The organism is Streptomyces alboniger, from assembly GCF_008704395.1.
In the GTDB taxonomy this organism is placed as follows: domain Bacteria; phylum Actinomycetota; class Actinomycetes; order Streptomycetales; family Streptomycetaceae; genus Streptomyces; species Streptomyces alboniger.
Genome location: NZ_CP023695.1, coordinates 538,817 through 554,154, shown reverse-complemented (window position 1 = coordinate 554,154; position 15,338 = coordinate 538,817). Strand labels below are relative to the sequence as shown.

Annotated in this window: 10 protein-coding genes; 2 read left to right on the top strand and 8 right to left on the bottom strand. The window is 70.5% G+C overall.

The annotated features are described in order from the left end of the window. Positions 1-52: 52 nt before the first annotated feature. Entirely contained in the window at positions 53-976 is a 924-nt protein-coding gene (locus CP975_RS02385; protein WP_055528836.1) for a DUF6397 family protein, read from the top strand. A gap of 27 nt (positions 977-1,003) precedes the next feature. On the opposite strand, the gene CP975_RS02380 is transcribed toward CP975_RS02385, so the two are convergent. The 4 genes from CP975_RS02380 to CP975_RS02365 all read right to left on the bottom strand — a co-directional run bounded on the left by CP975_RS02380 (position 1,004) and on the right by CP975_RS02365 (position 6,368). Continuing rightward, positions 1,004-1,513 carry a tetratricopeptide repeat protein gene (locus CP975_RS02380; RefSeq protein ID WP_246201374.1) on the bottom strand — a complete coding sequence of 170 codons (510 nt, stop codon included), beginning with the start codon at positions 1,511-1,513 and terminating at the stop codon, positions 1,004-1,006. Between the two features lie 113 nt (positions 1,514-1,626). Beyond that, entirely contained in the window at positions 1,627-2,820 is a 1,194-nt protein-coding gene (locus CP975_RS02375; protein ID WP_055528839.1) for a winged helix DNA-binding domain-containing protein, read from the bottom strand. A gap of 25 nt (positions 2,821-2,845) precedes the next feature. Further along, complete coding sequence (locus tag CP975_RS02370) at positions 2,846-3,748, bottom strand: acyl-CoA thioesterase (RefSeq protein WP_055528840.1); 903 nt, start codon at positions 3,746-3,748, stop codon at positions 2,846-2,848. Positions 3,749-3,794: 46 nt separating this feature from the next. Continuing rightward, positions 3,795-6,368 carry a DEAD/DEAH box helicase gene (locus CP975_RS02365; RefSeq protein ID WP_150476520.1) on the bottom strand — a complete coding sequence of 858 codons (2,574 nt, stop codon included), beginning with the start codon at positions 6,366-6,368 and terminating at the stop codon, positions 3,795-3,797. A gap of 61 nt (positions 6,369-6,429) precedes the next feature. Between CP975_RS02365 and CP975_RS02360 the strand changes: the two genes are divergently transcribed. Continuing rightward, on the top strand, positions 6,430-7,224 hold the full coding sequence (locus CP975_RS02360; RefSeq protein WP_055528841.1) for a metal-dependent hydrolase: 795 nt from the start codon (positions 6,430-6,432) through the stop codon (positions 7,222-7,224). 41 nt (positions 7,225-7,265) lie between these two features. Here the strand turns inward: CP975_RS02360 and CP975_RS02355 are convergent, their stop codons facing one another. From CP975_RS02355 to CP975_RS02340, 4 genes are all read right to left on the bottom strand, one after another. Then, on the bottom strand, positions 7,266-9,170 hold the full coding sequence (locus CP975_RS02355) for an ABC transporter ATP-binding protein (protein WP_150476519.1): 1,905 nt from the start codon (positions 9,168-9,170) through the stop codon (positions 7,266-7,268). Beyond that, entirely contained in the window at positions 9,167-11,167 is a 2,001-nt protein-coding gene (locus CP975_RS02350) for an ABC transporter transmembrane domain-containing protein (RefSeq protein ID WP_150476518.1), read from the bottom strand. Before CP975_RS02350 ends, CP975_RS02355 begins: the two co-directional genes overlap by 4 nt. Before the next feature lie 285 nt (positions 11,168-11,452). After that, positions 11,453-13,234, bottom strand: coding sequence for an ABC transporter ATP-binding protein (locus CP975_RS02345; RefSeq protein ID WP_055528842.1), 1,782 nt, complete (start codon positions 13,232-13,234; stop codon positions 11,453-11,455). After that, complete coding sequence (locus tag CP975_RS02340; protein ID WP_055528843.1) at positions 13,231-15,150, bottom strand: ABC transporter transmembrane domain-containing protein; 1,920 nt, start codon at positions 15,148-15,150, stop codon at positions 13,231-13,233. Before CP975_RS02340 ends, CP975_RS02345 begins: the two co-directional genes overlap by 4 nt. Positions 15,151-15,338 lie beyond the last annotated feature (188 nt).

Genomic DNA, 15,338 nt, shown 5'->3' with positions numbered 1-15,338 from the left:
TCGGGCTACGGTTTTTCCCGAGAGCAATCACGTCTCACGGGGGAGAACCATCATGTCAAGTGACACGATCACGCAGAAGACCGCCGCGACAGCCGTTCGGTCGTCGATGACGCTGAGCGGAGCCGCGAGGGGACTGGGCCTCAAGCGGGGCGAGTTCGACCTCGCGGTAGTGCTGGGCCGAATCTGCACCGTCGGGGACGGGGCCGGCGGTCAGCGACGCGTCACGCACGAGGAGATCGAACGCGTGCGCGGAAGCGAAGGATTCCCCGAGTCGCTGCGAGCGGGCATCAGAGCCGTGGGTACGACAGAGGGAGCAGGGCTCATGGACATCAGCCCGGGCCGCTTCACCCGACTCGCCCGAGTCGGCGCGCTGACCCCGGTGAAGTTCTATCTGAACAGGTACCGAGCTGTCGTCTGGCTCTATCTCGCCGAGGAACTGAGGCAGTTCGCCGAGACCGAGGCCAATGCCGAGTTGCTCACCGGACGTCTGCCCGGAACACTGCGCGCACGACTTGAAGAAGGCCAGGACCTGAGGGCGCGCAACTGGCGCGGCCGCCACGCGGACTTCCTGCTGAGGCAGTCCGAGGATCCGTGGGAGCGCGTTGCCGCCATGGCCTCGCTGCTGGATCCAGTGCAACTCGCGGAGATCATCAGGGATCCGTACGAACGTGCCTACCTCAACCGTCTCAAGCCCGTGCCGCGTACCAGCGGAGCGCCGGACTCGCCCGTGGCACGGATCGTGGAGAGGATCACGACCGCGGACGATCCGGACGAGATCCGGTGGCTGCGCTCCAGCCTGCTGATCGGCCTCGTCCAGGCACGCGCGCAACGCCCGGCGCCCCGCCCCGCACCACGGCCCGCGCAGGAATCAGCGCCTCTCGCACGGGAGCCCGAGCCACCGGTGGACGCCGTGATCGATGCCTCGGTGCAGGAGCCGCGTGGCCTGTTGCAGTGGCTGCGCCGCAGGCGGGCGTAGACAGGCGTCGCACGACCGACCGCGTCGCTACATCGTCGCGTCGAGGTCCTTGGCGTACTCCTCGATGGCGGGCCGGTAACCCGCGATCCCCGGATCCTTGCTCGTGGCGGCGAGCAACGTCAGGAGCATCTCCATCGCGTCATGTGTTCGGCCGGTGTTGTACAGCGCCATGGCCAGGAACGTCCTGAGCGCGCCGTCGTCGGGAAACTCGGCCGCCGCGTCGCCGAGTGTGGCGACGGCCTCCTCGTAGCGGCCGAGGATCCGGTAGGTGCTGCCGAGGCCCAGGAGTGCCCCGCGGCGGTCGTCGGCGGACAACCCCGGTCCGGCGAGCGCCCGCTCGTAGTACGGGACCGCCTCGGCCTCCAGGCCGAGCGTGTCATGGACCCACGCGGTCTGGTACGCGACTTCCGTGTCCTGGGGGAACCGTGCGGAGAGGGCGACAAGCCGCTCTCGGGCTTCCTCCCTCCGGCCCGCTTCGCGCAGGCGAACGGCCTCGCCGAGCACCTGATCCCTGTCGTCGACCACATTCCCGTTCAACTGGTCCCCCTCGTTGTCGTACTCATCGAGCTTTCTGCCCCGCTCATCGCGAACCCCTATTGGATGGAGGCGCAATGCCTGTACTGCCCTGCCTCAGGCCCGCCCTGCGGCCGTCAAGTGGCCAGCTCCTCCTCGAGCCATGTGCGGCCTCGAGTACGCGCGGTAAGCCGCACTCCGCCCAGGCGCGCGGCGAGGCGCTCGGCCTCGACCCGAACCGCGCTCCGCGCGTCCGCTCCCACGTCCTCGAGAAAACGGCAGACGATCTCACCTTGCTTGTCCTGGGCCCAGCCGCCGACGACGCGGCCGTTCCACCACAGGGACGGACCGATATTGCCGTTCCTGTCGAACAGGCGAGGGCCATGGTCGCCGAGAAACCAGCCGCGGTTCTGCCAGCCCATCGGGGTCGAGTCGAGGGCGGGCAGCAGGGCCGCCCATGGCTCGGGCCGGGCGGTCTCCACCACATCGTCGGGAAGGAGCAGGCCCGTCACTCCGTCCAAGTCGACCTCGACGGGGCGCAGCTCAGTGAGTGCCCGCTTCGTTTGGGTCTTGGTCCACCCGGCCCACCAGCGCAGATCATCCGCCGGAGCGGGACCGAACGTCCGCAGCCAGCGCCGGGCAAGCTCGACCTCGGCCTCCTGGGTGGCCCAGTCGGCGAGTCCTGCGGGAAACCACTCCGTCAGAGGGGCCCAGCGGTACTGATGCGAGGTCCACGTGCCACGCGGGCGTCCACGCACGACAAGGCCTTCTGCGGCGAGCAGCAGAAGGAGCCTGCTGGCCAGTTTCTGCCGGCCCTCGTAGCTCTTGCCGCGTGCCATTACCAGCTCCGTGCCCAGACGCGGGTCGTCGCCCGCCAACTCGGCCGCCGTCGCCTCGCCCCGCTCCTTGAGCGCCCGCACCGCCACCGTCTCGGTCTCCGCCAGCCACGCCTGGACTCCGGCCGCGTCGGCGGCGACGCCGGACTCCAGCAGCATCGTCAGCAGGAGACGACGCTCCCGGGCGGCCACCGCGCGCGAGCACGCGGCCTGCAACACGGGAGCGACGTCAAGGGACGTCACGAAGACCGTGCGCCGCATCCCCATCAACCGGATCAACGACCGGTCCTCGTACAGCGCCCGCTCCACGTCCCGCACACGACCATCCCGCATACGGGCCCAGGCGCCCACGTACACCGACGACGGATCGGTTCCGTGCAGTGCCAGCAGAGACCGCGCCACCTCGACCGGATCGTCCGCCCTGGTATCGGCCGTCAACCGATGGCGCGAAGCCAGCCGCGCCCGGCGTTCGGCCACATCGATCCGCCGCACCATGCCTCCCCTACAGGTTCCCCGTCGCTCACGCGCCTGCTGTCGGACTGTCCATGTGGCGTTCTCCGTAGGGACGGAAGAGTCCTTCCTGAACGACGGACACCAGGAGCCGCCCCTCCGTGTCATAGATACGGCCCCGGGCCAGGCCGCGGCCCCCCGTCACGATGGGGGACTCCTGGTCGTACAGGAACCACTCGTCCGCCCGGAAAGGACGGTGGAACCACATGGCGTGGTCAAGTGACGCCATGTCGAACCCGCGGGGACCCCAGAGCGGTTCCACCGGGATACGCACGGCGTCGAGGAGCGTCATGTCGCTCGCGTAGGTGAGCGCGCAGGTGTGTACGAGCGGGTCGTCACCCAGCGGGCCGACGGCACGCATCCACACCGCGCTGCGCGGCTCGGCGTCCTTGATCTCCTCGGCGGTCCAGCGCAGCCGGTCCACATAGCGGATGTCGAAGGGCTGACGCCGGGCCATGCGCTCCAACTGCTCGGGGAGTGCGCCGAGGTGCGCCTTGATCTCCTCGGTGACGGTCGGGAGCGACTCCGGGGCGGGAGCCGCGATACGTGGTGGCAGCTGGTGTTCGAAGGCGCCCTGTTCGGGCTGGTGGAAGGAGGCGGTGAGGTTGAAGATCGTGCGGCCCTGCTGGACGGCGGTGACGCGGCGCGTGGTGAAGGAGCGCCCGTCCCTGACTCGCTCGACCTGGTACACGATGGGCACGCCCGGCCGGCCCGGACGGAGGAAGTACGCGTGCAGCGAGTGCACCGGGCGGTCGCCCTCGGTGGTGCGGCCCGCTGCCACCAAGGCCTGCCCCGCGACCTGTCCACCGAACACGCGTTGCAGCGACTCCTCGGGGCTGCGGCCGCGGAAGATGTTGACCTCGATCTGCTCCAGGTCGAGCAGGTCGACCAGCCGGTCGGCGGGATTGTTCATGACAGTTCCTCGACTCCTGTCCGGGACGCGTGGATCCTCGGGGCGGTCAGAGCTGGCCGACGTCCGTGACCCGGACGATGGCGCGGCCCTCCTCGTCGGAGGCCGCGAGATCGACCTCCGCGCTGATGCCCCAGTCATGGTCGCCGTTCGGGTCGGCGAACGTCTGCCGGACGCGCCACAGACCGTGTTCCGGATCCTCCTCGATGAGCAGCAGCTTGGGGCCACGTGCGTCGGGGCCGGTCCCGAGATCTTCGTACTCGTCCCAGTACTTGTCCATGGCCTCGCCCCAGGCGTCCGCGTCCCAGCCGGATTCGCCGTCCAGCTCGCCGAGCTCCTCGACGTGGTCGAGAGCGGCCAGCTCCACCCTGCGGAACAGCGCGTTGCGCACCAGGACACGGAAAGCCCGCGCGTTGGCGGTGACCGGCTTGACCTGGTCGGCCTTCTCCTGGGCCTCCTCGGCCGTCATGACCTCGGGGTTGGCCAGCTGCTCCCACTCGTCGAGGAGGCTGGAGTCGACCTGACGGACCATTTCACCGAGCCAGGCGATCAGATCTTCCAGGTCCTCGGACTTCAGGTCGTCCGGGATGGTGTGCTCCAGGGCCTTGTACGCGCTCGCGAGGTAACGCAGCACGATTCCCTCGGTGCGGGCGAGTTCGTAGAAGGAGGTGAACTCCGTGAACGACAGAGCCCGTTCGTACATGTCCCGGACGACGGACTTCGGGGAGAGCGGGTGGTCGCCGACCCACGGGTGACTGGTGCGGTACGTGTTGTACGCGTGGAAGAGCAGCTCCTCCAGCGGCTTCGGGTACGTGATGTCCTGGAGTCGTTCCATCCGCTCCTCGTACTCGACGCCGTCCGCCTTCATGAGCGCCACGGCTTCGCCACGTGCCTTGTTCTGCTGGGCCGCGAGGATCTGACGCGGGTCGTCGAGAGTGGATTCGACGACGGACACCATGTCGAGGGCGTACGAGGGGGACTCGGGGTCCAGGACCTCGAAGGCGGCGAGGGCGAACGTCGACAGCGGCTGGTTGAGTGCGAAGTCCTGCTGCAAGTCGACCGTCAGGCGCACGATGCGGCCAGTGGCATCCGGCTCGTCGAGCTTCTCGACGACACCGCCGGCCAGGAGCGAGCGGTAGATCGCGATGGCCCGGCGAATGTGCCGCAGCTGCTGCTTGCGCGGCTCGTGGTTGTCCTCAAGGAGGTGGCGCATCGCCTCGAAGGCGTTGCCGGGGCGGGCGATCACGGACAGCAGCATGGTGTGCGTGACCCGGAAGCGCGAAGTCAGCGGCTCGGGCTCGGAGGCGATGAGTTTCTCGAAGGTGTTCTCGGTCCAGCCGACGAAGCCCTCGGGAGCCTTCTTGCGGACCACCTTGCGGCGCTTCTTCGCGTCGTCGCCCGCCTTGGCGAGGGCCTTCTCGTTCTCGATGACGTGCTCGGGCGCCTGCGCGACCACCAGGCCCGCGGTGTCGAAGCCCGCGCGTCCCGCCCGGCCCGCGATCTGGTGGAACTCTCGCGCGCGCAGAGTGCGGACACGGTTGCCGTCGTACTTGGTCAGCGCGGTGAACAGCACCGTACGGATCGGGACGTTCACGCCGACGCCGAGGGTGTCCGTGCCGCAGATGACCTTGAGGAGCCCTGCCTGGGCGAGCTTCTCCACCAAGCGGCGGTACTTGGGCAGCATGCCCGCGTGGTGGACGCCGATGCCATGGCGCACGTAGCGGGAGAGGTTGCGGCCGAACTTGGTGGTGAAGCGGAAGTTGCCGATCAGGTCGGCGATCTTGTCCTTCTCCTCGCGCGTGCACATGTTGATGCTCATCAGCGACTGTGCGCGCTCGACGGCCTGCGCCTGCGTGAAGTGCACGATGTAGACGGGTGCCTGCTTGGTCTCGAGCAGCTCGGTGAGCGTTTCGGTGATCGGCGTCAGGCGGTACTCGTACGACAGCGGCACGGGGCGCGTCGCGGACCGCACGACCGAGGTGGGTCGGCCCGTGCGGCGCGTGAGGTCCTTCTCGAACATGGAGACGTCGCCGAGCGTCGCCGACATGAGGATGAACTGCGCCTGCGGCAGTTCGAGCAGGGGGATCTGCCAGGCCCAGCCGCGGTCGGGCTCGGCGTAGAAGTGGAACTCGTCCATCACGACCTGGCCGATGTCGGCGTGCTTGCCGTCCCGCAGCGCGATGGAGGCGAGGACCTCGGCCGTGCAGCAGATGACGGGGGCGTCGGCGTTGACCGACGCGTCGCCCGTGAGCATGCCGACGTTCTCGGTGCCGAAGAGCTTGCACAGGTCGAAGAACTTCTCGGACACCAGCGCCTTGATGGGCGCGGTGTAGAAGGTGACCTTGTCCTGAGCGAGGGCTGTGAAGTGGGCGCCCGCCGCGACCAGGCTCTTGCCCGAGCCGGTCGGAGTGGACAAGATCACGTTCGCCCCGGAGACCACCTCGATCAGCGCCTCCTCCTGGGCCGGGTAGAGAGTGATCCCCTGGTCCTCGGCCCACGACGAGAAGGCTTCGAAGAGGGCATCTGGGTCGGCATCCGGCGGCAGCTGATCGATAAGGGTCACACCCCCATCTTGCCTTCCTTCTCCTCCGTTCCGGGAACCGGAGGTCCCGGCGAAGATCACGAACGCTACGCTGAGTCGCCAACGGGGCGTCAGAACAACGGAAATGGGGCGGGCAGCAGCAATGATGGGACCGGCACACTCACTGTCGGGGGCGGCGGCCTGGCTCGGAGTAGGTGCGGCTGCCGCGGCCGCGGGGCACACGATGCCCTGGCCGGTCCTGCTCGTAGGGGCTCTGATCTGCGCAGGGGCGGCGCTCGCGCCCGACCTCGACCACAAGTCGGCGACCATCTCGCGCGCCTTCGGACCGATCTCACGGGGGCTGTGCGAGATCGTCGACAAGCTCTCGTACGCCGTCTACAAGGCGACGCGCAAACAGGGCGACCCGCGCCGGTCGGGCGGGCACCGCACGCTGACGCACACCTGGCTGTGGGCGGTGCTGATAGGAGCGGGTGCCTCGGCCCTGGCGATCTCCGGCGGGCGCTGGGCGGTCCTCGCGCTTCTCTTCGTCCACATGGTCCTCGCCATCGAAGGCCTGCTGTGGCGGGCCGCACGCGGGTCGAGCAGCGATGTGCTGGTGTGGCTGCTCGCCGCGACGAGTGCCTGGATCCTCGCCGGGGTCCTCGACAAGCCCGGCAACGGCTCGGACTGGCTGTTCACCGAGCCCGGCCAGGAGTATCTGTGGCTGGGGCTGCCGATCGTCCTCGGAGCGCTGGTTCACGACCTCGGGGACGCGCTGACGGTCTCCGGCTGCCCGGTCCTGTGGCCCATTCCCATCGGCCGCAGGCGCTGGTACCCGGTCGGGCCGCCGAAGGCGCTGCGCTTTCGGGCCGGCAGCTGGATCGAGCTGAAGGTGCTGATGCCGGTGTTCATGCTGCTCGGGGGAGCGGGCGGCGCGGCCGCGCTCAACTTCATCTGAGGGTCGGCCCCTGCGCGAGCGCGGGACACGAGGGCATCGGCTCAGACGCTGGACCGGCCGCTTCGGGCTTCGGAGCAGGGTGGGCCTGCCTGTGTGCCGTCGCCATCGCCATCGGTGGTCGGTGGGCGCTCGCCGTGCCAGGAGTGCCAGAGAGCCGCGTAGGAGCCGCCGGCCGTCACGAGGTCGTGGTGGGTGCCGAGCTCTGTCACCTGCCCGTCCTCCATGACCGCGACGCGGTCCGCGTCGTGGGCCGTCTGGAGACGGTGGGCGATGGCGATGACGGTTCGCCCGCGCAGGACAGCGGCCAGAGCGTGTTCGGTGTGGCGCGCTGTCGTCGGGTCCAGGAGTGCGGTGGCTTCGTCGAGTATCAGGGTGTGCGGGTCGGCGAGTACGACCCGGGCCAGTGCCAGCTGCTGGGCCTGCGCCCCGGGCAGCCGGTGGCCCCCGGCACCGAGCTCGGTGTCCAGGCCGTCCGGCATATCCCCCGCCCACTCGGCGCCGACCGCCGCAAGAGCGTCATGCAGTTCCCGGTCTGTGGCGGATTCCGCCGCGATCTGAAGATTGTCCCGGAGGGTGCCGAGGAACACGTGGTGCTCCTGGGTGACGAGGACGATCTGGCGGCGCAGTCGGCTTGGAGGCAGGTCGGCGATCGGGGTGCCGCCGACGGTCACCGTGCCCCTGGTCGGTGCGTCGATGCCCGCGAGCAATCGACTCAGAGTTGTTTTGCCCGCGCCGGAGGGGCCGACGATGGCGAGGCGTTCTCCGGGGCGGACGGACAGATCGACTCCGCGCAGGACGTCAGCGCCGTCACCGTAGGAGAACGAGACGCCGTCGACCTCGATGCGGTCGTCGTCGAAGGCGGCGCCGGCGAAAGAGGGAGTGGCGGGAGTAGCGGGACTGGCGGCCGGGGGTGTGGACGCGGTCGTCCCCGCCGGGGCAGCGGCCAGGCCCTCGACCCGGGCGAAGGATGCGCCGCTGCTCTGCAACTCCTCGATCCGCTGCAAGATCGTGTCGAGCGGTTGGGAGAGCTGGCGCAGGTACAGCGCGCAGGCGACCACCGTGCCGAGGCTCACCGCGCCCCGGTCGTGCATCACGCCGCCGAGGAGGAGCACGGTGACCACCGGGATCACGTACGAGATGTCGATGGACGGGAAGAGGACGCTGCGCAGGAACAAGGTGCGTTCGCGGGCGGCGACGCACCGTTGGATCTCCTCCTCGCTGTCCGCGATGCGGCGCTGCCGCAGACCGAAGGCCTCGATGGTGCGGGCTCCGGAGGCGGTGGCGGAGAGCACTTCCGCGAGTGCGGAGTGGGACGCACCCTGGTCGAGGTAGGCGGAGCGCGCCCGCCGCAGGTACCAGCGGGTGGCGAACCAGATGCCGGTGAGGCCGAGCACACCGCAGGCGCCCAGCAGCGGATCGAGCAGGAAAACCGCGCCGAGGATGAACAGCGCCTGCATAGCCGCGACGAAGACGTCGGGTCCGGTGTCACGCAGCGTGTGCCCCGCGGCCGCGACATCGGATGTGCCTCGGGCCGTCAGGTCCCCCGCGCCCGCGCGCTCGACGACGGACGTTGGCAGGGCGAGGGCCCGCTCGACGAACTGCTCGCGGATTCGGGCCAGGGTGCGCTCGCCGAAGCGGTGGCCGAGGTAGCGGGCGTGGCGCGCCAGGAGGAGCTGAGCGACGGCTCCGACGAGGATGCCGAGGGCGAGGCGGTCCACGGCCTCGACGCCCCCACCGTCTTTGACCGTGTTGACGATGCGGCCGAGGAGCCACGGACCGACGAGGCCCGCCCCTGCGGCGAGCACGTTGAAAATGATCATGGCGGTGAAGGCTTGGGCGTCCTGACGCATCAGGTGCAGCGCGGCGCGGCGGACCTGGCGCGCGTCGGCTGTGGGCAGCTGCCCCGGAGCGGCTTGAGGGCTGTCGGCGCAGCGTGGCGACGTCATCGGAGGGCCTCGTGAGGCGGCTCGGAGGGACGGGGGTTCCGGTGGTGTTGTGGCGCTGGTATGCCGTGATCTTGCGGGGCTTGCGCCTCCGTGACCTGCTCACTCGCTTCCTGGGCTGTGACCTGCTCTCGCGCTTCCTGCGCTGTGAGCTGCTCGCTCTCTTTCCGGGCCGCGACGCGTTCGGTCTCATTCCGCGCTGGGTTCTGCTCGACGGAGCCGCGCGACACCAGGCGCCGGTAGTCCGGGTGCGAGGCCAGCAGATCGGCGTGGCGGCCGACGGCGGCCAGTCGGCCGTCGACCAGGTAGTACACGGCGTCGGCCTGGCCGAGGACGAGGGGAGACGTACTGGTCACGAGGGTCGTGCGACCGCTGCGGGCGGCGCGCAGACGGGTCGCCATCCGGGCCTCGGTGTGGGCGTCGACCGCCGACGTGGGTTCGACCGCCAGCAGGATCTCGGGGTCTGCGAGCAGGGCACGGGCCAGGCGGACGCGTTGACGCTGACCGCCGGAGAGGTTGTGGCCGTGGGAGTCGAGGCGGGCATCGAGCCCGCCCGGAAGGCCGAGCACGATGTCGCGGGCCACGGCCTCGTAGATGACGCGGGCGAGAGCGTGCTCGTCCGGGCGGAGTCGGCCGGAGATCGCCGCGCGCAACGTACCGGCGAAGAGTTCGGCTTCGTTGTCCGCGACGAGGATGCGGGCGCGGACCTGTTCCAGGGCGATGTCGTCGAGACGGGCCGTGCCCCAGGTGGTGTGCGAAGGGGAGAACCGGCCGAGGCGGTCGACGACATCCGTGGCGTCCGACGGGCAGGCGCTGACGAGCGCGGTGAGGATGCCAGGCCTTACCTCCACGCCGGACAGGGGGTCGCGCACCACAGCCGGTGCGCCGGGAGCGTCGACAGGGCCGGCGTGTTTGCCAGACGGCTTTGGGGCCACCCCGCTCTCACTCGCACTCCCGTTCGCGCTCTCGCTCGCTGCACCGACTTCCTCCGCGGGCCCAACCGTGTGGTCCTCCGGCTCCAGGTTCAGGAAGTCCACGATTCGTCGCGCCGAGACCAGGCCCCGGCCGATGTCGTAGCCGCTCTCGATGAAGGACGCCACCGGCACCACGAGGACGGCGACGTAGCCGTAGACGGCCACCAGTTCGCCGACCGTGATGGTCCCCTGCACGGCCAGGCGGGCGGCGAGCCACGCCACGGTCGCCAGGAACACCGTGGGCAGGCCGAGTCCGAAGGCCTGGATCCAGCTCATCGACGAGCCGACGCGGTACCCCTCGTCGAGCAGCTGTCGCGAGCCGTGGCGGTAGCGGGCCGCGAAGACAGCCTTGCCGCCGATGCCGTTGAGGATCCGCAACCCACCAACGAGGTCGCCGAGCACGGCGGCGAGGGCGCCCTGCCGATCCCGGTACGCGGTCTCGGCTCCCTGCAAGCGGCTGAGGAGCGGGCCGACCAACAGAGCGAGCAGTGGCACCCCGACCAGTACCACCACCGCGAGCAGAGGGGAGACGGACAGCAGCAGCGCGGCTACCCCGGCGTAGGCGATCACCGCGCCCACGCCGGGCCCTGTCACGGTCAGGGTCTGGCTGATCACGCCCACGTCGGAGTGCCCGATCGTGACGACCTCGCCGACGGAGACGCGGCGGGGCAGTGCGGCGCCGAGCCGAGTCGCGTGGTCGACCATGAGGCGCACGGTGCGGAAGTAGGCGTCGAGCCGGATCCGGGTCATCGTGCGGTGCCGCATGATCGCGAGCCAGGCGTTGAGTACCCCGATACCGAGAAGGGCCGCGGCCCAGCCGACCAGTGTTCGCTGATCACCGGTCCGCAAGCCGTCGTCGATGGCGCGCGACAGGAGGTACGGAGGGAGGGTCAGGCCGATCATCCACGCACTGCCCAGCAGCGCCCCGGCTGCGACCCGTCGGCGTTGGCTGACGGTCAGCCACCAGAGGTAGCGAGCAGGCCCGCGGCGGTCAGGAGTGCCGGGATCCGTGGGCGATGCGGTCATCCGAGCACCCTAACTACCCATACCGGCAAGGGAGTAGGGCGCCCCGCGCCTGGCCGCCCGCTCCGTCCCGGGGCGCGAAGGCGACCGCCCGCGTCGCGGTCGCCCGGGACGTCCTCGCCCGGTGTGTGGCAGCCTTCGCGGATGCCCCGGCCGTCCTCGCCCGGCGCGTGGCAGCCCTCGCGAATGCCCCAGCCGCCGACGCCCGGTGCGCGGTCGCCCTCGCGAGCGCCCGAGCTGCCCTCGCTCAAAGCACAGCCGCTCTCCTCCCAGCAACAGCCGCCGCCGCTACCCGTGCCAGGACCGCCACAGGGCCGCGTACGCGCCGTCGGCGGAGACGAGCTGGTCGTGGCTGCCGAGTTCGCTGATGCGGCCGTTCTCGACCACGGCGATGACGTCCGCGTCGTGCGCGGTGTGCAGGCGGTGGGCGATCGCTACGACCGTGCGACCGTCCAGGACGCGGGCGAGCGAGCGCTCCAGGTGGCGTGCGGCGCGCGGGTCGAGGAGCGAGGTGGCCTCGTCCAGGACCAGCGTGTGCGGGTCGGCGAGGACGAGTCGGGCCAGTGCGATCTGCTGCGCCTGTGCCGGTGTCAGTGCGAAGCCGCCCGAGCCGACCTCGGTGTCCAGGCCCTCGTCGAGGCCCCGCGCCCAGTCGGCCGCGTCGACCGCTCCGAGCGCCGCCCAGAGTTCGGCGTCCCGCGCCCCGGTCCTGGCGAGAAGGAGGTTGTCACGCAGGGAGCCGACGAAGACGTGGTGCTCCTGGTTGACCAGCGCCACATGGGTGCGCACCTCCTCCGCGGGCATCGACGACAACGCGGCGCCGCCCAGGGTGACCCGTCCGGTGCGCGGCCCGTAGATGCCGGCGAGCAGCCTGCCGAGCGTCGACTTGCCCGCGCCGGACGGGCCGACCAGGGCGACGCGCGAGCCGGGTTCGACGGCCAGGGACACCTCGCGCAGTACGTCGACGCCCGCGCGGTATCCGAAGTGCACGTCGTCCGCGAGAACGTGGCGCCCCTCCGGGATGACCGAGGAGTCGCCCGCGTCCGGTTCGATGTCACGCACCCCGACGAGCCGGGCCAGCGACACCTGGGCCACCTGCAACTCGTCGTACCAGCGCAGGATGATGCCCAGCGGGTCGACGAGCATCTGGGAGATCAGCACGCCCGTGGTCAGTTGTCCCACGCCGATCCAGCCCTGGAGGACGAATACCCCGCCGATCATCAGTGTCGAACAGAGCACGATGACGTGGGTGAAGTTGATCACCGGGAAGAGCACCGATCGCAGAAAGAGGGTGTACCGCTCCCAGGCGGTCCACTCCTTGATGCGGCGTTCCGACAGCTCGATGCGGCGCTCGCCGAGCCGGTGGGCCTCGATGGTGCGGCCCGCGTCGACGGTCTCGGCGAGGGCGGCGGCCACGGCGGCGTACCCGGCGGCTTCCGAACGATAGGCGGAGGGCGCCCGCTTGAAGTACCAGCGGCAGCCCACGACAAGGAGCGGCACGGCGACGAGGACGGCGGGTGCCAGCGGCGGCGCGGTCACGACGAGCCCGCCGAGCAGCAGCGCCACCCATACGACACCGATCGCGAGTTGCGGCACGGCCTCGCGCATGGCGTTGGCCAGTCGGTCGATGTCCGTGGTGATCCGGGAGAGCAGATCACCCGTCCCCGCCCGCTCCAGGACTCCGGGCGGCAGCCCGACGGACCGTACGAGAAAGTCCTCCCGCAGGTCGGCCAGCATCCGCTCACCGAGCATCGCGCCCCGCAGCCGCACCTCCCGGACGAAGAAGGCCTGCACGGCGAGCGCCAGTGCGAACAGGCCGATGGTGCGCTCCAAGTGGAGGTCGCGGGCACCGTCCGAGACCTTCTCGACGAGGCCACCGAGCAGGTAGGGGCCCGCCATCGAGGCGACCACGGCGAGTGTGTTGACCACGACGAGCAGGACGAAGGCCCGGCGATGGCGCCGCAACAGCTCACGCACGTAGGTGCGAACGGTCGCGGTCGTGCCGATGGGCAGGGTCTCCGCCGTCGTGGGGGCCGCCGGGTCGTACTCCGGGGGCACCAGGCCGATCATGCCGTCTCCTCGATCTCGAATTCCTTGAGGGCGTCCACACGGGCGCGCTCGTCGTCGGTCTCGCGGGTCACGACCGCGCGGTATCGCGGTTCGCTGTGCACCAGTTCGCGGTGCGCGCCGACCGCGGCGACCTCGCCGTCGGCCAGGAAGACGACACGTTCGGCGCGGTCCAGGAGCAGCGGCGAGGAGGTGAGTACCACGGTGGTGCGTCCGGCCCGCAGCCGCCGGATGCCGTCACCGACGCGCGCCTCGGTGTGCGAGTCGACGGCGGACGTCGGCTCGTCGAGCACCAGCGCCTCGGGGTCGGTGACCAGCGAGCGGGCCAGGGCGAGGCGTTGGCGTTGCCCTCCGGAGAGGGAGCGGCCGCGTTCCGTGAGGTGCGCGGCCATCGGGTCGTCGTCCACCGAGGTCTGTGCCAGAGCGTCCAGGACGTCCGAGCACTGCGCCGCGGTGAGGGCCTCTTCAGGGGTGACGGCTCCGGACGCCGGTACGTCGAGGAGCGCGCGGAGCGTTCCGGAGAGGAGGACGGGGTCCTTGTCCTGGACCAGGACGGCGGTACGGGCGGCGGACAGAGGAAGATCATCGAGCGGTACGTCCCCGAAGCGTACGGAGGGCAGGCCCGCTGCCTCCTCGAACGCGGGGTGGCCGCCGAGGCGTTCGGCCAGCCGTCCCGCCTCGTCCGGGTCGCCGCAGACCACGGCGGTGAGGCGACCGGCCGGGGCGAGAAGTCCCGTCACGGGGTCGTACAGGTCACCGGCTCCGGCAACAGGCGCAGATGCCGCCCTACGCTCAGCCGCCTGCTCAGCCGACCGCGCTTGCTCGGCCGCCCGTGCCTCCGCCCGCTCAGCACCCCGCGCCTCCGCCCGCTCCCCCTCGCGGCCCTCCGCCCGCTGCGGGGTCGCCTCGGCTGTCCGCTCCGCCACCCGTTCCAGCGAAAGCACCCGAGCCGCCCGCTTGGCGGAGGGGCGGGAGAAGGAGTACGCCATGGCGATTTCCTCGAAGTGCCGGAGCGGATAGTTGAGCATCATCACGGCGCTGTAGACGGTGACCAGTTCGCCGACCGTGATCCGGCCCTCGCGGGCGAGATGCACGCCGTGCCAGACGACCGCGATCAGCAGCAGCCCCGGCATCAGGACCTGGATCGCCGAGATGGCGGCCCACATCCGGGCGCTGCGGACCGCGGCCGTGCGGACCTCCTGGGAAGCGCGGCGGTAGCGGTCGAGGAAGAGTTCCTCACCGCCGATGCCGCGCAGCACCCGGAGCCCGGCGACGGTGTCCGACGCCAGTTCGGTGGCCCGCCCCGCCTTCTCGCGCTGGAAGTCCGCCCGGCGCGTGGCGCGGGGCAGCAGCGGGAGCACGGACAGCGCGAGTACCGGGATGCCCACGGCGACGACGACGCCCAGCGCGGGCTGGTAGACCATGAGGCCGACGCAGATCACGACGACCGTGAACGCGGCCGCGGCGAACCGCGACAGCGCCTCGACGAACCAGCCGATCTTCTCGACGTCGCCGGTGGAGACCGCGACGACCTCACCGGCCGCCACGCGCCGGGTGAGTGCGGAGCCGAGCAGGGCGGTCTTGCGGGCGAGGAGTTGCTGCACGCGGGCCGCTGCGGTGATCCAGTTGGTGACCGCGGTGCGGTGCAGCATCGTGTCGCCCAGCGCGATGCCCACGCCGAGCAGTCCGATCAGCGCGCCCGCGAGGGCGAGCCGTGTCCCGGAGCGGTCGAGCACGGCCTCGACGGCGGTGCCGACCATGTAGGGCAGGCCCGCGATGGAGCCGAAGTGCAGCAGGCCCCATGCGAGGGCCTTGAGTTGTCCCCCGAGTTGGTTCCGGCCGAGCCACAGCAGGAAGCGCGGCCCTGACCGGGCATCGGGGACGCCAGGGTCGGAATACGGAAGATCGCGAATCTGCATGACGTCCCAGGACTCGAAAGCGGCGGCTGCCGCTCCCTGGGTCCTCGGAGCCGACGCGGTGTCGCGTTCGACGTGATGCTGTCGCGGGCGAGATCGCGGGCGGGTCCGAAGCCAGGGGAAACAGGCGGCGGTAACAAACCGTGAAAGGTTCGCCTCGGACGGTGGCCCGAAGCAAACGGTTTTCCGTC